We start from the raw sequence: 21,197 nt of genomic DNA, 5'->3' as shown, positions 1-21,197 counted from the left end.
TAAGATCATTGGATGAAAGGCATCTGGATCATTGTACATACCCTTTTTTAGAACCTTACCTTCTATAACAATTTAACAAAGAATTGCAACGGAAAGGAGAATGATGAATGTCAATCATTTCGAGTATTTTGGATTATAACAAGATGTTTGTCGATCAAAACAAATATACAGAGTTTCAAACGACAAAGTATCCAGATAAAAAGATCGTCATTATAACGTGTATGGATACCCGTCTATTGGAATTGCTTCCAAAGGCGTTGGGTTTAAAAAATGGAGATGCGAAAATCATTAAAAACGCAGGAGCTATTGTTTCTCACCCCTTTGGCAGTATTATGCGCAGTATCCTTGTCGCTATTTATGAGCTGAAAGCGGAGGAAGTATGCGTGATCGGACATCACGGATGCGGTATGGTGGGGCTTCAATCCTCTTCACTTCTTGATGCCGCAAAGCAGAAGAAAGTCAGTCAGGAGCATATTGATATCCTAACAAACTCTGGTATTGATTTAACAAAATGGCTGTCAGGTTTTCAATGCGTGGAGGAGAGTGTTACAAATAGTGTCCGTTTGATCAAAAACCATCCCTTATTACCGGATTCCATTGCCGTTCACGGTATGGTCATCCATCCCGAAACCGGTAAATTGGATCGAATCATAGATGGATATAGCAACGTTGTCAACAAGGATGAAATACATATTCAATAAAAGAAGGGGCGATAAAATGATGGGTTCTAGCAGGCTTGAAGGATACAACTTTGGCCATTTTCAGAAAGACCTGGTTGCCGGTGTGGTAGTTGGGATTGTAGCAATTCCTTTAGCGATGGCTTTTGCCATTGCTTCAGGGGTAAGACCAGAATACGGACTGTACACATCAATAATAGCTGGAATCATGGTCTCCCTTTTAGGCGGATCGAGATATCAAATTGCAGGCCCGACTGGAGCCTTTGTCCCGATCTTGTTGGGAGTGGTCATGCAGTATGGATATGAAAAACTGTTAATCGCCGGTTTCTTGGCAGGTATCATGATTTTTCTTTTAGGTGTGTTCAAACTGGGGAGATTCATCAAGTTCATTCCGCGTCCAGTTACCATCGGATTTACTGCTGGAATTGCTGTGATTATCTTTTCTGGCCAGATTGCCAATTTCTTTGGACTCAGTAACTTAAAAAAAGAAGAAGCCTTTCTTTTAAACATGAAAGAAATCTTATTGAACTTCAATACAGTTAATATCTACAGTGTACTGGTGGCTTTTATAAGTTTAACTCTCGTCATATTAACTCCAAAATATTTACCGAAAATCCCTGGAGCCTTGCTGGGATTGATTGTATCAACTCTAGTCGCCACCTTTTTCTTTCCTGATCAGGTAGCGACCATTGGATCGGCTTATGGCGCCATCCCTAATGCATTGCCCCATTTTCAGTTCCCCCATATCACTGGCAGCCTAGTGATTGAACTCCTTCCGGCTGCTTTGGTCATTGCCATGCTTGGAGGAATTGAATCACTATTATCCGCTGTAGTGGCAGACGGCATGACCAACAGTAAACATAACAGCAATAAAGAGCTGATGGGGCAAGGATTGACCAATATGATTACGCCATTATTTGGAGGCATTCCGGCTACAGGTGCCATCGCCCGTACCGCAACGAATATTAAAAACGGTGCAGTTTCCCCCATATCAGGTGTGATACATGGGTTGGTGGTATTGCTGGTGTTAGTCAGTTTAGCTCCTTATGCTTCTGCCATTCCTTTGGCAAGCATGGCTCCCGTTCTTATGTTTGTCGCATGGAACATGAGCGAACGCCAAGAATTTTCGCATATCTTAAAAGCAAAAACCATGGATTCGGTCGTATTGATCGTCACCTTCTTGTTAACGGTTTTGATTGACCTGACAACAGGTGTTGGGATCGGTTTACTATTAGCTATTCTATCTTTTGTTAAACTAATGAGCGGTACACTGAAATTAACAAAGGTTTTACCAGATCCAGCTGATAAACTAGTTAAACCGGAAATGGTGCAACAAGGTTCAAGCTGCCCGCAGATAAACATTTATACGATAGAAGGACCTTTATTCTTTGGTTCAATCGAAAGGTTGCAAGAAGAAATCGAGGAAATGATGCGTTCTAAACCAAAAATCCTCCTATTAAGAATGAGCAATGTGTCATTCATTGATACTTCGGGAGAAGCACTTCTCACCGACATTGTGAAGCAATTCAAGTCCCACAAACTACAAGTGTTGATTTCCGGGATTCAACAGGAACCTAAAGAAATGCTCGAAAAAACCGGTTTTATTAAACTGGTTGGTGAAGAACAGTTCTTTTCCAATACGGGTGATGCCATTAATGAAGCTTTATCCAAACTGGATGAGAACCGTTGTAAAGGGTGTAAACAATTTGCTTTTGATGAATGTACGGTACTCTCCCAGCAGGTTCCAAAGCCTGCGGTATTAAAACAGAAAAGAAAACGGGAGATAGGGTTAACATGACCCTTATCAGGAAAGATCAATCCACGAAAATTAAGGCATCTGCTTTTGGCAGATGCCCTTTTTTCTAATCAACTATCTTCTTGATTCACCATGGCTATAAATGAATACGGTAGTAGTCAGGAAGGTTACAAGTAGAAGTAACTCAAATACAAATAGATTCATGAAGACACAATGGAGAGGGAGGGACAGAAGCCTCTCAGCCATAGCGAAAAGCCGGATTTCAATACTTGTTGAATCCGGCTTTTCGTTATTACTCCTTATTGAAGAGTAGGGAAGACATGGTGAATTGTGGTCGATGTATACCCTCATAGTATCGCCATTCATAAATGATGTTCAATTAATCGAACCGAGGTGTTTGATCTTAATATTATGAAAGACCGCTTTGCCTCCCTCTGAGAAGAGGGATATTCCTTTATCATCAAATTCAGGGAATATTAAATTTGAATGTGCAATCTTTCCATCATCCACAAACACCTCAATACTTGTTTTATCAATGAGGATCTTTAAGTGAACATGTTTCTTGCTAGCATCATATGGAGCAATGCTTTTAATATATTGATTACTTTCGTCAGGGTGTTCGGTGAAATTTCGATTGACATAAGAGTAGTTTTCTTCTACAAAAATTCCTACGTCAATGTGGCGTGTTCGATCTGCTGATTCTCGAAGCCTTAAGCCTACATTGTTTAGGTCTGACCAATTGATATCCGTCTCCAATTGATATACATCACCTTTTACATCTAGTGTTTTGGAACCATTCACTTCAATTTGTTCATAGGAATCCGTTGAACTCGTCAATTCTTTCAATGCTTCGATAGGTTGTGAAGATAAATAATATTGGTTGTTGCCCGCATGTTTTAGCCCGATTTGGCGAACGATGGAATCCATTCCATTAAAGCCCTCTTTCAGGGTCGGAGTATTATCGGCATAGGCCCAATTATTCATCCAAGCGAGAGCATACCGTTTGTTGTATTTATCGCTTTCTGTCCCATCTTCAAATGTAACTCCACCATACCAATCGAATCCATAATCCAACCATTGCGGTTCATTGTAATCTGGGAAGAATTCCATTCCATCAAAGCTTCCAGTCCAATAGGCGTATGTGTTTGGTTTACCATTCGATTGCCCATTAGCACTGACACCAAGTACCCATTTTAGAGTCCCATCATCCGCCCGTAACAAATAAAGGTCCGGGCACTCTACAATACCTATGTTTTTCGTGACAAAACCGCTCATATACTGCCAATCTTTTAGGTTGTCAGACTTATAAAAACCTATTTTTGTTCCCTCAGCCATGACCATAATCCATTTATGATCACTGTCATCCCAGATGATTTTTGGATCTCTAAAATCTTTTGTTCCTGGATTTGAGATGATAGGATCATCACTGTAGGAGGTAAATGTTTTACCGTTGTCCGTACTATACCATAGAAATTGTTCCTGTTTACCGCCATCCTTGGAGGGCTGCGTAACAATTGCCACAAGAGCATCTTTTCCAAAGCCTGCCGTATTTTCCTTGTCTACAACGACTGATCCCGACCATGGATCTCCATTATCATTGGTATATTTCGGAATGGCTATCCCTTGATCGCTCCAATGCACCAAGTCCTTTGAGGTTGAATGACGCCATTCTGTTCCATTTCCATCCGGATAATCCCCATTATAGAGGTAAAAGTAATGGTACTCACCATCTATGAAAATCGGCTTCTGAGGATCGTTTTTCCACTTGTCAGGTACAGTGAAATGGTAGTTAGCTTGATACGATTCCTCTTTATGCTTAACTGGTAAAGTTGATTTGACTAAAAAGACTAATAATCCTGCAATGAATAATCCAAGTATTAATAGAGCCAACGACTTAAAACCTTTCTTAGTAAAAACTATTTTGTCCAAGTAAATCACCACGCTAATCAAAAAAAGAAAATGCCAATTTTATAGACATTTTCTTTTTTGATTTATTTTGTAAAAATTAGGATGAACATTAAATTATTGGTTATTCGTTAGTTGACCCTGTTCCTGAATACTATCTTCTATCACAGCTGTATTTGGCCCTTTAATGTTAAGTGAAAAACTTGGGGCAAAGGTAGATTTATGGTCTTTAAAATAACCTCTATTTGTCATGTAACTTGTGATAACTACATTATCGCTTTCCGGTTGTGGGATAGCATAGTGAGCGTATGTCCAAGTAATATCATAAGGATCAAGATCTTGATGTAAGACAATTCCGGTTTTATTTAACGGTTTGTATGGGCCAGTTAAAGAATTTGCCACGTAGCCTAACATGTAAATATCTTTATCATCAATTCCATCAATGGTCATTTTTGATCCTCTTGTACTTGTGAATAAATACCATTTTCCGTCCTTTTTAAATATGTTAGGACGTTCAATTTCATCTGTTACTGTATTCGAAACAATCAGGGGTTTCATTTCGTTTTTTAATGTATAATCATCGTTTATTTCAATGATGCCAATTGCACCATTTGCTAATTCAGCTAAACCTTTTTTAGAGCTTTGCAGAAGTTTATCCTTTTCAGCTTGGAAGAATTTATTGCTGTTGCCATAGTAAGCCCTGTTGTAAAGGGATTCTTCTCCTTGGTAACCATATTCAGTCCCAGTATTCGCTTCAAAAACAAGGTATTTACGACCCTTATCTTCAATATAGTGAGGATCTCTGAATGTATGATTATCACTAAAATTTTCATCAGCGAAAGCCTTATCATGTGATTGATAAAACTTGCTGTCTCCGCCTTCATAGATGGACTTGAAATCTTCTACGCCATCCACTTGCAATGTACCAGCACCTGACTCAGATAAGTTTACTTGAGCCGTTGTTAATGTTTGTTTACCGTATTGCTTGGAATCTGGTGAAAACTGTCCGCGATTTGTATAGAATAAGCGAACTTCTCCATCAGACGTGAAGGTTGCAGAACCGGACCACTCTTCTGCTTGATTTTTTAAATAAGGATCATTTGGAACATTTTTATCATTATCATCAAATACTCTGCCAGCATTTTTCCAAGCATCAATGGATGTTTCTCCAACTTTTTTGTAGAACAAGTAAATGAACGTGTCACTACCATTTTGAGGGTCTCCAGCCAATCCGAATACGATATGATAGCCCTTATATTCTGCCACTGTACCATCAGCGTTTTGTAATGGCCAGGTATCCCATACATCCATATCAATTAAATTTCCTGATTTGTCATACTTTTTTGCTGAGGGAATGTTTTTTATTGTTGATTCATCAAACTTGGGAACTGTAAACTTTGCATCGCCTTGTTGATTAATCATTTTTTGCATGTCGTAACGAGTGATTTGTGAAGTGCCATACTTTTCATTGTGATCTAATGGGTCTTTTGGTGCCGCGAAAGTTTCTGAGCGACTGCCTCCTAATAAGATAACTGTACTAAGTGTTATTACTGTTGCTTGTTTGGCAAGCCTGTTAAGGTTCATATGCCTTCCTCCTAGAATGTTTATTAGTATATAAAAATAAAGTCTAGTGGAACGATTACTTTTTGGGAGTAACAGTCCCGCCTGTTTGAAGTACTAATAAAATTATAGGTTAGTCTTAATTCTATGGATATGTCATATATTGATTAGAATTTAGTCTTATATTGATATCGTAGTTTTCGCCGTACAAAAAAATGCCCCAACAAAGGAGGCAAGAAGTGTACAGAAGTCCTATTTTATTCGTTGGAAGCCCTTTCCCATGACCTCTGAAACTCATGCAGTAATTGACCACGACTAAGCTTGTTTCCTACATATAGTTGCATGGCAGCCCCAAATTCTTCTCTTATTCCGACAGGGAAATCATACCAGTTTGAGTGTAATGTTTTTCCTTCTTTATAATACTGAATCGTTTCATCAGCAAGAGGTCCTAAATTGTCAGCTTCAATGTTAGTGAAAGCAGGTATGAATTTAAAGCGTTCTGTCAAAAACATTTTGCCTTGTTCGGAAGAAACCATCCAATTTAAAAATCTCTTCGCTTCTTTTTTCTTTTCTGGTGTGGTTTGTTTGTTTACAACCCAATAATTCGGTACGCCGACCATCAAGGCTTCCTTCTTAGGTTGATCATTTATTGGTATTGGCATAAATCCGATGTTCATATTCGGTGATTGTTGATCGATCATCGGCTGTATCCAGTTTCCTTGTTGGATAATCGCAGCATTTTCTGAAGTGAATAGATTCACTTCCATGTTGTAATCGGTTGTTAGCGGGTTATTGTTTCCATACTTTAATGTTACATCCAACAAATTGATTAGATCATTGAATTTTTGATTATTATATATTTTTTCAGTTCCATCATTTAGGCCTTTTATAAAAGCCGGTGGATCTTCTTGCTCTGTAAAACCAACATTCATTAAGTGGTCACCCAATTTCCACTCTTCATAATATCCAGTTGCAAAAGGAGTAACTCCTGCTTTTTGCAATTTTTCAGCCACTGCTATTAATTCAGTCAGCGTTTTGGGTAATTCATCGATTCCTTCCTTATTAAATATATCCTTATTATAGATGAATCCGTACCCTTCCAGATTAATCGGCATCCCATGAATTTTCCCATCGAATTTCATAGGGGTTAATGCATCTTCATATGCATGTTCAACCCAGGGTTGGTCAGAAAGATCCTCTAAATATTCACTCCACTGTTTGGCATTTTCGTATCCGCTGTTTGTGAAAATATCAGGACCATTGCCAGTGGCCATTTTTGCTTTCAAATCAGCAAGGTTATCCATAGCCCCGCCAACCGTGTGAACCTTTATATCTACATTTGGATTTTCTTTTTCATAAGCAATCACCATTTGTTCGAACCGCGTAGAAATTTCAACTTTCGGATTCCTTACATTCAAAGTGATTTTTCGCTCTGAAATTTCCGGTTTTTTTGTTCCGCTCTCGGTCTTTGTTTGACATGCACAAAGTGATAGGCTCAATATTCCGATTAAAAATATGTTTAGTATCTCTTTTTTCATCATGTCACCCCTGCAATTTTCTAATTAAGGTGAATTATTTACTTCTGATCTGCATTCTTTTCACCGTTTCGGTACTCGAATGGTGTCATGCCAACCACTTTTTTGAATAGTTTTGAAAAGTATTTCTCATCCTGATAGCCGAGCATTAAAGAGATGGAGTAAATGCTTTTTTCGGTTTCTCTTAACCAGCGTTTTGCTTGGTCAGTTCTAAGTTTAGTGACGTATTTGGACAGGAGCATTCCGGTTTTTTGTTTGAACTTTCTTGAGATATGTTCGCGACTTAAGAAGAATACATTCGATAGTTTTTCTAAACTCAATTCTTCCATGTAATATTTTTCAACATATGAAACGATGTCCTCTATGCGACGTGCAACATCCAAGTCATCCAAACGGTGGATGGATCTGAAGTTTTGATTTTTCATTGCTTTTTGTAATGACTTAAAGGAATTGTGGATATCCCCCAATGATTCCAAGGGCTCGCCACAAACAAGGCGAACAGGAATATCAAATTGATGACTGATCCATTCTTCAACGGATAACCAATGGTCAGGTATGGTGATCACTAGACAAAGATTATGATCATTCTGAAGCGCAAATACATTTCCGATTTTCCGCTCAACAAGTTCGTCAGCGAGTAACTGAATGTAGGGGGCAGGATGGTGCATTTGATAAAAGGAAATTAATGTAAGATTGTATCCGTCTGCTTTTGGAAGATATGACTCAATATCGTTTTTGTCGAAGTTTTCCCCCATACAAGCGGCAGTAACTATTTGATTACCCCGATACCTTTTAACATCTTCATATACACCGGTATCTTCATTAGCACGAACTTCCTCTTCATTCGCCCATGATTTAACGGCTTCTTCCAGTGTTTTGTTAAATGCATCAGCTTCAATCGGTTTTAACAAATAATCGAAGCTGCTAAACTGAATTGCTTTACGCATAAATGAATAGTCGTCAAAACCCGAAATTAATATCACTTTACCAGGATAAGAAATGGAATCTAGCCACTCGATTAGTTCCATACCGCTCATTCCAGGCATTTTCACGTCTGTAAAGATGATTTCCGGACTTTCCTTCTCTATCATTCTTTTTGCATCATCGCCATTACTTGCTTCTAATAGTTGGGTGATACCGTATTTTTCCCACTGCCCCAAATGGCGTATTACGTCACGTACATTGAACTCATCATCGACAATTAAAGCTTTCACAGATTTCATCTCCTTATATGAATGAGTTAAAGTGTCCGTTTTTGAATAGCTACGAAGCAATCTATTCATTAGCAAGCGGAAATTCTAGTGGAATCACTATCTTAACGGAAAATCCTTGTCCTTGATACGTATCCACTTCCAGGCCTGCTTTTGATCCATAATTTAGAACTAAACGGTCATAAATATTTTTCAGACCGATATGATTATGTGAATATGTGCTTTCATGTGGGGACGCGTATATATTTTCTCTTAATATTCGAAGCTCCGCCTGAGTCAAACTAGGACCCGAATTTTCAACGATGAGGTGTAAAAATTCTCCTTGTATTTCTCCATGAATAGTTAAATGAGCCTGATAGAAACCTTCTTCATAACTGTGTTTAAAAAAGTTTTCAACGAGGGGCTGAAGAATCATACTTGGAATCGTCATATCAAGGATCGTCTCGCTTATTTTAATAGAATAGTTCACATTGTTTCCAAAACGCTCCATTTGAAGGTTTAGGTATGCTTCTATATAATTCATTTCATCTCGAACCAACACCCATTGGTTTGCCTTAATGGAGTAGCGCATCATTTTAGATAGTGACGTCAATAAATGGTAAACTCTTGGAGAATTAGATCTTAGGGCAACTGCACCAATAGATTGTAACGAATTAAATAAGAAATGCGGATTAACCTGAGATTTTAATGCTCTGAATTGGTTTTTTCTATTTTCTATTTCGAGTTTATATTCTCTTTCAATGTGTAGATTGATTCGGTTCATCATATCCTTCATATGTTTTTCCAGCTCACCAATTTCGTCTTTTCTTCCATCATCAAAGGGGACATCCATATTTCCACCTTTTATTGTTCTCACTTTCTTGCTAAGAAGTTTAATGGGACGAGTGATTCTGTATGAAATAATACCAATCATTAATAGCCCTAACAAGCCGACTATTAGTCCAACAATTATATTTGTATAGGCAGTCTTCCGGACATCATCGAATAATACATGATTAGGGGTTATCTTAACTAATTTCCAATGATTTAGAGTTCCTGATAATGTTTTGGTTAAGATAATATCTTCACCCGTAATCTGCTTTTTAAATTCAGGAGTAATTGATTTTCCTATAAGGGACCGATCATTTGCATACATGACATTGTTATGTGAATCCATAAGTATTACAGATTCTTCATCCTTTTGAATAAGGCTGTTACATATACGGGCATAGGCATCCAAATCTATATCAATTGTAATTATTCCGAGATATTCGTTTGAAGGCACATCGACTATTTTATGGTGAAAAGTCATCACCATCGTGTCGTCCGACTGGGGAATGATTGCTGTGTCATTGTAATTTTGAATTTGATGTGGCGGCTCAATCATGTAATTAGAGTCAGAGCTATAAAAGTGTTTTATCGGCTCCTCATTTAATAAATCGGGTTGAGGTTTCCGGGCACTGACCGTCGCATTATAAACTGTAAACGATTCTTGATCCTTATCAATATAAAACCGTACTTGACGGATTTCGTTTCGCATCAGATAAAAGGTTTCTATACTTTTTTCCATCGCAATTGGGTTAAAGTATATCGAGTCTTCAAAACCATTCTTGAAAATCCGGAATAAATCGGGATTTCGATATAATAGATAGGGAAGATTAATCATGTCATCAAAGTATTGCTCCAGTTCTTCAGCGTTATTCTGAAGTTGTTCTTGGCTATTTTCAAGCTCATGTCTCTCCACACTATTTTTTGTATAGCTGTAAATCAGAAACACTGATAGAAAATACGGTAAGATGATAAAAAGAAGTAACATTAACAATAAGCGACTTTGAATGGTTTTCACAGAAGGTGCCCCTTTCGCTAAAGGCCCATTATTTATTTCATGCAGAGTTTATATAAACGTTACAAACAAATAATCCTTAGCTCCATTTTATTATGATGCAGTTTTTTTGCTTTATTTAGTCAGTCTTGAATACTATTTTAAAACTATATCAAATAAACACGTATCGTCAACAAGGCATAAACACGTGATGCCCATTGAGAACATGGAACAAAAAACTATTCGATATAAAAAAACGGGAAATTCATAATTTCTCATTTTTCAAAATTGGAGGAAGGAAGAGTATAAATGATTACGACTATAGTAGCTTGTCTAGAAGAGTTTTGAATGTGTTTGCTGACAATTCAGGTGAAGTTTCATAAAGTAAAAACGCATGCCCGAATTAAGAGCATGCGTGAACTATTATTCTTTTATGATTTCCAACTCTTTCAGGGTATCCAGTGTAATCGTTTTGGCTTTGCTTCCGCTGCCATCCAAGTTGGTGGCGAAAGCCCATTTGCCTTTGTCCGTTTCGATGTAACCCACATACCAGCCCAATCCCATATCGGAAAGGCGTGTACCGGTTTTTCCATGGAGGACATATGAGTCTGCTTCTTCATTGATCATGATTCTCTTAACGGTTCTCATATGCTGCTTATCGATAGGCAGTTTTTCCTCTACAAGGTTTTCGATGAATCGGACTTGTTCCCGGGCAGAAATCTTTATGCTGCTGTCCAGCCAGAACTGATCGATTCCACCGGAGATATCATGATTGCCGTAATCGATTAGTTTCACATATTGCTGCATGTTTTCCGCCCCGATATCGTGGGCCAGTGCTTGATAATACCAGATCACTGAATGTCTCATGGCTGAAGCCAGCGTATGATCCCTGTTCCAATCTTCAAATTCCCTGATTACGCCATCCCAGCGCTTCACTTCATATTCATCGCTTACCGCTTTTGTCTGTAAGCCGATTAATGCATTCGCCACTTTGAATGTCGATTCTGGAGTGTAGCGTACTTTACTTCTCTGTTTGTTATAGATGAATACTTTATCATTTTTTAAGTTTTGGAGAACCATCGTGCCTTCCGCACCATCGAAAGACTCCCCGATATCCAGTTCTTTCACCTTTTGATCGTTTGCACTTGCATGAATCGAGCCCATGGAACCAGTGACTAGCAGGACAAGAATGAAACATAACGCTTTGATTTTCATTACACACTCTCCTTTAAGGCATGGATTGATCGATCATCAGAAATACAGAATAACTTCCAAAAAATAGGTTGACAGCTAAAGTATACCTATTCCCGATGAAAAACGAAACCTTATTCTTGGATTCTATCTAGATGTATCAATCAAGGAGGAATGCAGCGGGTAGCTAATGAATATATAGAGCAAACGATAGAATGGATTCAATGGGAGGAATCTATCATGAAGGTTAACCAAGGAAAAATAAATAGTAATGAAAAAGAAATTACATACACGCATATTGAAAATGGAAGCCCAGCCGTTTGTTTTATGTTTTCTGGTGCGGGTTACACGTATGAGAAGCCGCTATTTTATTATTCGACAATGATCATGCTTCAAACTCAGTATGATGTCGTGCATATTCATTACTCTTACGACCAGGATATATTCAAGCATCCGTTGGTAGATATCAAAAAAGTGATAGTTAATGATATTAATCCCGTCATAACTGAAGTTCTTCAAAATCATGAATATCAAGAAACTGTGTTTTTGGGCAAATCACTTGGTACCATACCAATCATCAACGGAATTATGAAAAGTGAGCGGTTTATGAATTCCAAAATGATTTTGCTTACGCCACTATTGAAGTTCGATTCGATTTTTGAAGGGTTATTAAGCAGCCACCATTCAGTACATATAATAATAGGAGAAAAAGATCATCATTATATTCCAGGTAAAATTCAAATGATTGAAACAAAAACGAATATAAGTATGGATAAAGTTCCCTATGCTAATCATTCTTTGGATAGTGAACCTTTGAATACTTCAAGGTCGATTACCATGCTAGAAGGTGTAATGAAAAGAATGGAAGAGTTCTTAAAGATATAACTCATTTAAGTTAGGGTAGCGGGAAATAACGAACGAAGGAGATAAAAATATGAATCTTTGTTTTATTGGGGGAGGAAATCCTTTAACAGGGGAACTTGATGAGGTCATGAAGCGGATAGCCACTTATGTTGAACCTGAAAGCAGGGTTTTGATCATTCCGTTCGCTACAGAACATGCAAAACGGGATGGATGGTTTCAATCTGCTAAAAAATCATTCAACGATATAGGTGTAGAGAATATTCAGCTTCTTAATGATGAACTTGGCAATGAAGAAATGAAAGCAAATATATCAGTTCAAGATGTACTTTACTTCACTGGAGGAAGACCCGAAATATTAATGGAATGTATGGTCAATAAAGGTTTGATACAAACGGTAAAGGAATTCAAAGGTTTAATGATCGGTGTTAGTGCAGGTGCGCTGGCCTTTTGTAAGGATTGCCTTATAACGAAAGACGAGGATTATCCTGAAACCCAAATACTGAGAGGACTTGGATTGGTGGACTTTAGTGTCGAAGTCCATTATGAAGATTCTGTGGATGAAGAACTCATTCCTCTATCAAAGGAGAGGGATATATATGCCATCCCAAATGGAGGGGCCCTATTTTGGAATGATGAGGGGTTAACATCGATTAAGAACATTTTTCACTTTAGTGACACTAAAAAAAATAAACAAAAGAAGGAAAGTGATTCTTGAATCGGGTTGTGTTTGGAGCACTTCTTCTTAAGGGTAACGGAAAAGGATAGGGTATAATAGTGGGCAGTGATCGTTTAGATTATGAAAGGAGTTAAACATGGAGGAAATTCAATCAATTGATGAATACATTATGCAATTTCCCGAAGAAGTTCAGGAGATACTGAAAACGTTAAGAAAAGTCATAAAAGATTCAGCACCGGCTGCAGAAGAAAAGATCAGTTATCAAATGCCTACTTTTGCTTTAAACGGAAATCTGGTGCATTTCGCTGCCTATAAAAAACATATTGGATTCTATCCAACTCCAAACGCGATTTCTGCTTTTGAACATGCTTTATCTGAATATAAATGTTCAAAAGGAGCCGTTCAGTTTCCACTTAACAAGCCAATTCCTTATGAATTAATAACCAAGATGGTTACATTTAGAGTGGAAGAGAATAAGAAGAAAGCAGAAGGTAAATTGAAAAAGAAAAAATAATCTCGACTATTATCAGAATTTACTAAACACTAAATGTAAGCTGTAAGAAGCTTAAAATCAACTGGAAAGAGAAAGGCAGGAATATTATGTTTAAAAAATTATTCGGTAACAAAGAAAAAGTGGAACAACTACTTGCTCCTATAAATGGACAAGTAATAAATATTGAAGATGTTCCGGATCCGGTATTTTCCGGTAAGATGATGGGGGACGGAATAGCGATTCTTCCTGAGGAGGGGCTCGTTGTTTCTCCTATTGATGCAGAAGTGATCCAGGTTTTTCATACTAAACATGCTTTGGGCCTTCGCACGAAGCATGGCTTAGAATTGTTAATTCATATTGGATTAGAAACAGTGAACCTGAAAGGCGAGGGGTTCGAAGTCCATGTCACAGAAGGGCAAAGGGTAAAAGCAGGGGACAAGCTTGTTACATTTGATATTGAATTTCTAAAATCCAAAGCTCCAAGCATCGTAACTCCGATTGTTGTCACGAATGGCGACCTGGTTGAAAAAATAGAAAAAACAGATAGTACACAAGCAAATATTAAGGAAACACAGATTATGAGTGTTTATTTGAAGTGAAAATAAAGGTCCTTTATTAGACGCGATTCTACATGTCTACAAGTTTAGCAAACGGAATCATTAGCCTCACGGATGCTTATGTTCTAATGAAGCATGAAAATTATTGAAAGCGACCTTTCTGCTTTACGAAGCCTGCACAGCGGCATTGTGGAGCGGGATAGTTGAGATTGGAACTGATCAGGCATGCACTTGCAGTGAAAGCGACGTTCGGCGTTGAATGGGTTTTATTATGCATACCTAATAGGGAGGGAGGCACGGTGAGCTCTCCTTTTTTGCTGCAAGCAGGATTATCGGGAAGTGCAGCGAATAGTAGGTGAATGAACATAAAATAAATCAAGCGAGGGTGAATTTGATGGGAGTTCAAGCAGAAAAGATCTTTGTAAACTTGCCTGTTAAAGATTTGGATGCCTCAATGGAATTTTTCACAAAGGTCGGCTTTGAATTTAACGAGCAAATGACCAATGAAAATGCAACGTGCATGGTTATCAGTGAATCCATATATGTCATGTTATTGGTGGAAGATTACTTTAAAACGTTTACCAAGAAGGATATCCCGGATCCAGCAACAACTACGGAAGCAATCGTAGCCCTATCGGTTAAAAGTAAGGAAGAAGTGGATGAGGTCGTGAATAGGGCACTGGATGCTGGCGGAAAGCCTTTTAATGAAGCAATTGATCATGGTTTCATGTACGGTTGGAGCTTTAAGGATATCGACGGTCATTCTTGGGAAGTGTTCTACATGGACGAAAGCGGATTTAATCAAAATTAAATCAAATGAAAGACACAATCCTTCACTTAGGATTGTGTCTTTTTTTGAAGTTCGGTGTCGTAGGTTTATTCATAACAATACCGGGCTAATATCCTTCCATTCATAAACCAATAGATTTATTTCAGCGCCAGCGATTTTGATTTTTTCGGTTTTAAGCAATTCAGCACCAAATGCCTCATAGAAGTAACGAGATTTATTATCTTCAAGCACCTCAACGAGAATGGTCTTGAATCCAAGTTCTTCAAATTTAAAAAATAACTCTTTGATAAGTTTCTTTCCTATTCCCATTCTTTGAAAATTTTCGAGGATATATATTGCAGTTAAATCACCCGAATCCTCAACTTTATTTGTTTCCCTTTTACCACCAGCTATAAATCCTACTATTTTTCCCTCGTTATTCTCTGCTACATAAATATGATTCCCATCACTGGATATATTCTTTATCCATAAATCTTTCCTTTTCTCATAAGACAGATTATCTAGAAAATCACTTGGTATTATATTTTCATAAGTGGTTCTCCAGCAATCCACATGGACTATTGCTATACCTTCAGCATCAGCAAGCGTTGCCTCTCTTACTAACATATTAATTCCCCCTAATTATCTTTTAGTTTGCTATACTTTCTTTATTTTACTAATATTATCCATTTTACAACAAAGCTGTCCGGAATAGTCCAAGAATATCAACAGCCACTTTCAACAGTGCCTTTTTCCAACGAGTAATAGCCAATAATTAATTTCGTCGATATATTCCTAATTTCGGAGATAAAACGATAGATTTCGTCGATAAAGTTCTGGTGAGATGTGACTTCTTCAAAAAAAGAGATAAATCTTTAAAATGATATTGAAGATTGCTGAATAATTTGATAAAATAAAATAAATGAAAAGACTATGTGCAACTGGCGAAACACGGATAACCGTGAGGGAACACATAGTGTCGTAGCCGTTCGCCTGGGCAGAGGTAAGGGATTTTATCCCTTGCCTCTTTCTGTGTATTTACAGAGGATAGTAAAGGTTTAGAGAATGCAGATTTTCACGGATTCAAAATCTTGTCAATATTTTGAAACTTCAAAACTATCATAACCAAAGAGGAGCAAACAAAATGAGCACAGTACTTTTAGAAAAAGTCAAAACGATCAAAGCGTTAAATAATATTGCCGAAAGCGGGCTAAATGTATTCAACAAAGGCGATTTCAAAGTCGACAATGACAGTGAAAACCCTGATGCGATCGTACTTCGCAGCTTTAACATGCATACTATGGAATTCGGCGATCAGTTAAAAGCAATTGCAAGGGCAGGGGCAGGAGTCAATAATATTCCGGTCGACAAATGCACAGAGCAAGGAATCGTCGTTTTCAATACACCTGGAGCTAACGCAAACGCTGTAAAAGAAATGGTGCTAACGTCATTAATGGCTTCATCTCGTAACCTGTTTGCCGGTGTGGCCTGGACAAAGACGCTGGAAGGCGAAGGAGAACAAATTCCAAAGCTTGTAGAAGCAGGAAAGAAACAATTCGTTGGTAAAGAAATCAAGGGGAAAACTCTTGGCGTAATCGGTTTAGGAGCGATCGGTGCACTTGTAGCGAATGATGCCCTGGATTTGGACATGGATGTCATTGGGTTTGACCCGTTCATCTCTGTTGATACAGCTTGGAACTTGTCCCGCAATGTACAACGCGCCATGACAATTGAACAATTGTTTGCAGAATCTGATTACATTACAGTACACGTTCCATTAACTGATGACACTAAAGGAATGTTTAACCAAGAAACATTTGGCATCATGAAGCCTGGCGTACATATCTTGAACTTCTCACGCGGCGAGCTAGTGAATGAAGCGGATATGGAAGCGGCACTTGAGAGCGGGAAAGTTGGCAGGTTCATCACAGACTTCCCGAATGAAAATGTGTTGAAAATGAAAAATGTCGTTCCAATTCCGCATCTTGGTGCCTCTACACTAGAATCAGAGGAAAACTGTGCCATCATGGCAGCTCGTCAGTTGAAGACCTTTTTAGAAACAGGGAACATCAAGAACTCTGTGAATTTCCCGAATACTGCCATTCCTTATACAGGAAATCGTCGTGTGGCAACTTTCCACGAAAACGTTCCTAACATGGTTGGGCAAATCACACTGGCTGTATCTGGCTTTAATTTGAACATCGCTGACATGGTTAACAGAAGCCGTGGGGGATATGCGTATACGATCATCGACATTGAGGGTGAAGTAAACGGCGATATCATTCCTGGTTTGGAAGCAAAAATCAAACAAATCGAAGGTATCGTCACAACTCGTATTATCTAATTGGTACCGGAAGATAGATGATAAATAGTGAAAGCCTCAATTCCTTTAAGGAGTTGGGGCTTTTTTTTAGGCTTTGTTAATGTTTTTGAACAAAAAAAGCCACTTATTGTGGTGATCATATTAAAGTGACTCACGTGTTGAGAACGAACTCAGCCTGGCACGGGTTATGCCGTGCAGCTCGATACAGTCTGTAGAAGTCAAAACTTCTTCCATCACGAATTGATTAAGATCGAACTTCTCCAAGATTAAAAATCTGTCATGGTTTCACTTCCGTTTCTTCTTCATAATGTACAAACAACATCAAGTAGATTGCGAATAGAAGATGCAAATAAAGTGGAATATTCTTATCATTTTGAATGACAACAAATATGAAAATTCCATATAGCAAAATTGGAATGGTTAAAAGGATTCTGAGCTTAGTCACATGTCATCCTCCCATTTATCCTCAAATATTAATACATCAAGCATTTGAGCCACTTGAAAATCCTTTTCTGCAATTGCATTTATTAAACTTGTACAATTATTTTCCCTAAGAACATCTGCTAATAATTGTAAATCCATTGTCATTACTGCTGGTTTCATAGTGTCCTCCTCCTAATTTACCAAATATTCTGTCAGTTACGTTATTACAATAGTATGAAGTACAGGGAAAATGCTGTCAATCAATATTCCATCTGTACTCATTTTGAGTTAATGGATTCAAAAGTTATCTACCAAAATCACTATCTCAAATATTAATCTGCATAGTTAGATAGTCATTGGTGTGCCTCCTTGCATCCGTTCACTTCATCTCATCGCATTTTCCGTTTGGGAAAGGGTTTATTTTTTGCCATCCTATGTGGGCATCAGGATTACATCAAAATGTAATATCATGATGGGAAACATTTGAAAAGATGAGGTATCAGAAAAGTAATCCCTAAATTCTCAACCAACCTGTCAGTTCAATAAGGCTTTTGGTAATTTGCTATAGGAAAGAATCGTCCCTAGGAAATACAGAGACGATTCACACCCTTTCTACACAGAAAGGATTTCCCTATGTTGTTCTGCCCCAAAAATTCTGATACTGATGAAGGATATTCGATGTTAAAAAAGCTCCAACAGGAGGTAATTGCTCGGCATAGGTATTACCACTAACAGGAAATTCATTCAGAGCTATATCAGTAGTGGCAATCCACGATCCAGACTCACCTGCTTGTAAAGAGGGAGGCTTCATAAGAAAACGTCCGCGTAAAATAAAATGTCGAACTCTAATCTGGAAATCATCAATAATGGTTAAGTTGCCAGAGAATGTGGCATAAGGTGAATCGAATGTGAGTTGTTTGGTGCTTTCATTCCAAAAGCCATTAATCGGAATAGGTGTACCACGAAAATTAGCCGTACCACTTACTCTATTATCTGTAATGGAGTTAATGTTAAGTGTTCCCCAAATAATCGTTCTGCCAGCTATTGAAGAGTGGATACCCCATACAGATGGGAATGGAAAGCTAACTGAAGCAGTTCCCTGTGAAGTTACCAATGCTATGCCCTCCCTTAAAGTTTGTTTATGTTCTGAGGAAGCTCCCTTGTTTATAGGAACAATCCAGTATATGCGGCACGAGCAGAATAATCCAATAAATAAAGGTGAAGCATTACATACCCTGCCTGTAACTGCATCCTCTCCGAACCATCGTGGTAAACAAATATCCATAAAAAATCCGGTCTTCAAATGAAAACCGGATTTCAAATAAATTTATTAATGATGATGTTCATGACTTTCTTCTTGTTTTTGGATCCCTTTTTGCAAGAATTTCAATTCACTTTCAGACAGTTTTCCTACGATAAACTGTTTTTGAGGCATAATGATTGAACCATCGTTACTAGCATGTACTTTTATATAGTATAGGCCATCACTATCAAAGTTTTTACGTAAAGTATAAGTGCCGTTTACCTCTTCCTCAGCTTGTTCCATACTATATTTGAGAGAGCCATCTTGTTTCCATATCTCAAAATGAACATAATCTGCGTTTTCAACCTTTTTACCACCTTGAGTAAGAACAGCCTTTATCGTCTCCTGTGTATTAGCTGAAAAGGATGCTGGTATAATTATTTCAGCTTCAAGTGGTGTTTCTTCTTTGTATAGATTAGTGACATCCTTTTCAAGTGAACACGCACTTAACAATAGGCTGAAAATAAAGATTAAAGAAATACATATATATTTTTTCACGGCAAAAGCCACCCTTTACATTTCGAATTATGCATTCAAAAACTTCTTAACTGCAGATATTCGTTTAATAATTAACCAGTCAATTAGCCAAACAACAATAAGAGACAAACCAACCAAAGGAAACAAAATTCCTAGACCTATTAACAGAAATAGAAAGAATCTCATGTTCTTTATAGGAGGAGCTTTTGGTGCACCTAATCCTTTTTTCGGCTTTCGCTTCCACCATAAATAAAAACCACTAAATGCAACAAGGATAATTCCTAAACAAATAAGAAGGCTGATTATTTGATTAATCAAACCAAATTGAGTCCCTTTATGCAAGGTAATCCCCCAAGCAACTATTTTTCCTATTAAACCGTAATGATCATAACGATAATCAGCTAGAACAGCACCGGAATATTGGTCAATATGAATAGTTGCTTCATCTTCTGCTTTCGGTGGAAAAGCTGACAATGTATAAACGCCATCCGTTTCTTTTGGAATATTAATGCTATAACTTGGATGCATACCCTCACGATTCGCTATCGTGACTACATCATCAATGGACAGTGGGATAAAACCTTGAATATCTGAGATAGGTACATCTAAATTTTCTGCAGCCCAAGGAACATCTGCAATGTCTTTTGTTTTAATTAAGGATGTTGGAGCACTTCCTGTCCATATGGAAGGAGGATACCCAGATCCGGAATAGGTAGCTAACGATTGAAAATTACTTCCCCAAAAACCTGACCAAGGCAAACCTGTCATAATTAAAAATAACATTCCTGCTGATATCCAAAATGCAGGTACTGCATGTAAATCTCTTCTGAAAGTATTTTTCCCTTTATTTATTCTTGGAAAAAGAACACCAGAAAGACTTAGCTTATTTTTGGGATACCATAAATAAAGACCAGAAACAATTAACACAACTGCCCAACACGCAGCTAACTCTACAATTCTATCTCCCAAGGTGCCAGCCATCAGTTCACCGTGAATTTCCTCGATTTTATCCATAATTCTGTCTCCATCATTTAACTCTCCAATAGATTTACCTGTATAGGGGTCTATAAAAATGGTAAGAGACTCATTATTAGTAGTAATGCTCACTTCGCTTGAACGGGAGGCATTTTCTCCGGGATGATATTTTGTCACCACTGCATCTGGGTATAGCTTCTTCACTTTCTCGATCTGCCGAGATGCTGGTAATTTATCTCCTTGCGGTGTTACCTCTTGGTAGTCTTGATAAAGTACTTGTTCAATCTGTGGCTTAAATAAATAGATTGAACCAGTAACTGCCAGAATGATAAGTAAGGGTGCAAAAATAATTCCAGCGTAAAAATGCCATCTCCATACTGTTCTATACAGAGCGGCGTTTGGTTGTTTAGTTTCCATTTATACAGGACCTCCAAGTAGTACTATTAAATTCACCTATATAGATGATAAAAGAAAGTTGTGAGAAAAATATGAAATTTATTCAAAAAAAGGAAGTTTGAATTTGTTAAAGATGAGATGGTGGTCATTCCAAATAAGAAGAACAACTGGAACAGAGGAGCGAACGTAATGAGAAAGAGTTTGCGATTGGTAGAGTTGGAAGGAATGGAGGGAAATGGGGTAAGTGCGGCGAAAGTAATCTATAGAATGTCTTGAAGATAGGAAGAGCAGCGAGACAACAATGT

21 protein-coding genes and 1 riboswitch are annotated in these 21,197 nt (G+C 37.9%); of the genes, 9 read left to right on the top strand and 12 right to left on the bottom strand.

The annotated features are described in order from the left end of the window. Window positions 1-107: 107 nt before the first annotated feature. Both ACDZ29_RS04985 and ACDZ29_RS04980 read left to right on the top strand, forming a co-directional pair. Window positions 108-701, top strand: a complete 594-nt coding sequence (locus ACDZ29_RS04985; RefSeq protein ID WP_375090160.1) for a beta-class carbonic anhydrase — start codon at window positions 108-110, stop codon at window positions 699-701. Window positions 702-717: 16 nt separating this feature from the next. After that, entirely contained in the window at window positions 718-2,475 is a 1,758-nt protein-coding gene (locus ACDZ29_RS04980) for a SulP family inorganic anion transporter (protein WP_375090158.1), read from the top strand. Window positions 2,476-2,808: 333 nt separating this feature from the next. Here the strand turns inward: ACDZ29_RS04980 and ACDZ29_RS04975 are convergent, their stop codons facing one another. The 6 genes from ACDZ29_RS04975 to blaOXA all read right to left on the bottom strand — a co-directional run bounded on the left by ACDZ29_RS04975 (window position 2,809) and on the right by blaOXA (window position 11,660). Continuing rightward, entirely contained in the window at window positions 2,809-4,323 is a 1,515-nt protein-coding gene (locus ACDZ29_RS04975) for a glycoside hydrolase family 32 protein (protein WP_375090156.1), read from the bottom strand. A gap of 132 nt (window positions 4,324-4,455) precedes the next feature. After that, on the bottom strand, window positions 4,456-5,922 hold the full coding sequence (locus ACDZ29_RS04970; protein WP_375090155.1) for a glycoside hydrolase family 68 protein: 1,467 nt from the start codon (window positions 5,920-5,922) through the stop codon (window positions 4,456-4,458). Between the two features lie 233 nt (window positions 5,923-6,155). After that, a complete protein-coding gene (locus tag ACDZ29_RS04965; protein ID WP_375090154.1) occupies window positions 6,156-7,436 on the bottom strand; it encodes an ABC transporter substrate-binding protein in 1,281 nt (426 codons plus the stop codon). Window positions 7,437-7,474: 38 nt separating this feature from the next. Beyond that, window positions 7,475-8,647: a response regulator gene (locus ACDZ29_RS04960; RefSeq protein ID WP_375090152.1), complete on the bottom strand. Its 1,173-nt coding sequence runs from the start codon at window positions 8,645-8,647 to the stop codon at window positions 7,475-7,477. 61 nt (window positions 8,648-8,708) lie between these two features. Further along, a complete protein-coding gene (locus ACDZ29_RS04955) occupies window positions 8,709-10,469 on the bottom strand; it encodes a sensor histidine kinase (RefSeq protein ID WP_289326335.1) in 1,761 nt (586 codons plus the stop codon). A gap of 399 nt (window positions 10,470-10,868) precedes the next feature. After that, window positions 10,869-11,660 (bottom strand): class D beta-lactamase, encoded by a 792-nt coding sequence (blaOXA, locus tag ACDZ29_RS04950; RefSeq protein ID WP_375090151.1) that lies wholly within the window; start codon window positions 11,658-11,660, stop codon window positions 10,869-10,871. A gap of 216 nt (window positions 11,661-11,876) precedes the next feature. Between blaOXA and ACDZ29_RS04945 the strand changes: the two genes are divergently transcribed. From ACDZ29_RS04945 to ACDZ29_RS04920, 6 genes are all read left to right on the top strand, one after another. Beyond that, a complete protein-coding gene (locus tag ACDZ29_RS04945) occupies window positions 11,877-12,521 on the top strand; it encodes an alpha/beta hydrolase (RefSeq protein WP_375090149.1) in 645 nt (214 codons plus the stop codon). 49 nt (window positions 12,522-12,570) lie between these two features. Continuing rightward, window positions 12,571-13,215, top strand: coding sequence for a Type 1 glutamine amidotransferase-like domain-containing protein (locus ACDZ29_RS04940; protein ID WP_370016300.1), 645 nt, complete (start codon window positions 12,571-12,573; stop codon window positions 13,213-13,215). Between the two features lie 97 nt (window positions 13,216-13,312). After that, window positions 13,313-13,690 (top strand): iron chaperone, encoded by a 378-nt coding sequence (locus tag ACDZ29_RS04935; RefSeq protein ID WP_375090148.1) that lies wholly within the window; start codon window positions 13,313-13,315, stop codon window positions 13,688-13,690. A gap of 86 nt (window positions 13,691-13,776) precedes the next feature. Further along, window positions 13,777-14,268, top strand: coding sequence for a PTS glucose transporter subunit IIA (locus tag ACDZ29_RS04930; protein WP_370016298.1), 492 nt, complete (start codon window positions 13,777-13,779; stop codon window positions 14,266-14,268). Window positions 14,269-14,429: 161 nt separating this feature from the next. Continuing rightward, entirely contained in the window at window positions 14,430-14,585 is a 156-nt protein-coding gene (locus ACDZ29_RS04925) for a hypothetical protein (RefSeq protein WP_375090147.1), read from the top strand. Window positions 14,586-14,620: 35 nt separating this feature from the next. Further along, complete coding sequence (locus ACDZ29_RS04920; protein WP_289334370.1) at window positions 14,621-15,037, top strand: VOC family protein; 417 nt, start codon at window positions 14,621-14,623, stop codon at window positions 15,035-15,037. Window positions 15,038-15,106: 69 nt separating this feature from the next. Here the strand turns inward: ACDZ29_RS04920 and ACDZ29_RS04915 are convergent, their stop codons facing one another. Beyond that, window positions 15,107-15,622 (bottom strand): GNAT family N-acetyltransferase, encoded by a 516-nt coding sequence (locus tag ACDZ29_RS04915; protein ID WP_375090145.1) that lies wholly within the window; start codon window positions 15,620-15,622, stop codon window positions 15,107-15,109. 300 nt (window positions 15,623-15,922) lie between these two features. After that, window positions 15,923-16,001: riboswitch (ZMP/ZTP riboswitch) on the top strand. Window positions 16,002-16,139: 138 nt separating this feature from the next. On the opposite strand from ACDZ29_RS04915, the gene ACDZ29_RS04910 reads away from it, so the two are divergent. Next, complete coding sequence (locus tag ACDZ29_RS04910) at window positions 16,140-17,339, top strand: phosphoglycerate dehydrogenase (RefSeq protein WP_289326328.1); 1,200 nt, start codon at window positions 16,140-16,142, stop codon at window positions 17,337-17,339. A gap of 256 nt (window positions 17,340-17,595) precedes the next feature. Here ACDZ29_RS04910 and ACDZ29_RS04905 read toward each other — a convergent pair whose 3' ends face one another. From ACDZ29_RS04905 to ACDZ29_RS04885, 5 genes are all read right to left on the bottom strand, one after another. After that, on the bottom strand, window positions 17,596-17,763 hold the full coding sequence (locus ACDZ29_RS04905; RefSeq protein WP_289326327.1) for a hypothetical protein: 168 nt from the start codon (window positions 17,761-17,763) through the stop codon (window positions 17,596-17,598). After that, on the bottom strand, window positions 17,760-17,921 hold the full coding sequence (locus ACDZ29_RS04900) for a hypothetical protein (protein WP_289326326.1): 162 nt from the start codon (window positions 17,919-17,921) through the stop codon (window positions 17,760-17,762). Before ACDZ29_RS04900 ends, ACDZ29_RS04905 begins: the two co-directional genes overlap by 4 nt. A 451-nt stretch (window positions 17,922-18,372) precedes the next feature. Beyond that, window positions 18,373-18,855, bottom strand: a complete 483-nt coding sequence (locus tag ACDZ29_RS04895) for a hypothetical protein (protein WP_375090143.1) — start codon at window positions 18,853-18,855, stop codon at window positions 18,373-18,375. A 216-nt stretch (window positions 18,856-19,071) separates the two neighbouring features. Continuing rightward, window positions 19,072-19,542, bottom strand: a complete 471-nt coding sequence (locus ACDZ29_RS04890; RefSeq protein ID WP_289326324.1) for a FixH family protein — start codon at window positions 19,540-19,542, stop codon at window positions 19,072-19,074. Between the two features lie 27 nt (window positions 19,543-19,569). Continuing rightward, on the bottom strand, window positions 19,570-20,913 hold the full coding sequence (locus ACDZ29_RS04885) for a PepSY-associated TM helix domain-containing protein (RefSeq protein WP_375090140.1): 1,344 nt from the start codon (window positions 20,911-20,913) through the stop codon (window positions 19,570-19,572). Between the last annotated feature and the right edge of the window lie 284 nt (window positions 20,914-21,197).

This window comes from Peribacillus sp. RS7, assembly GCF_041956845.1.
GTDB lineage: Bacteria > Bacillota > Bacilli > Bacillales > DSM-1321 > Peribacillus.
This window is presented reverse-complemented; position numbering and strand designations above follow the sequence as displayed.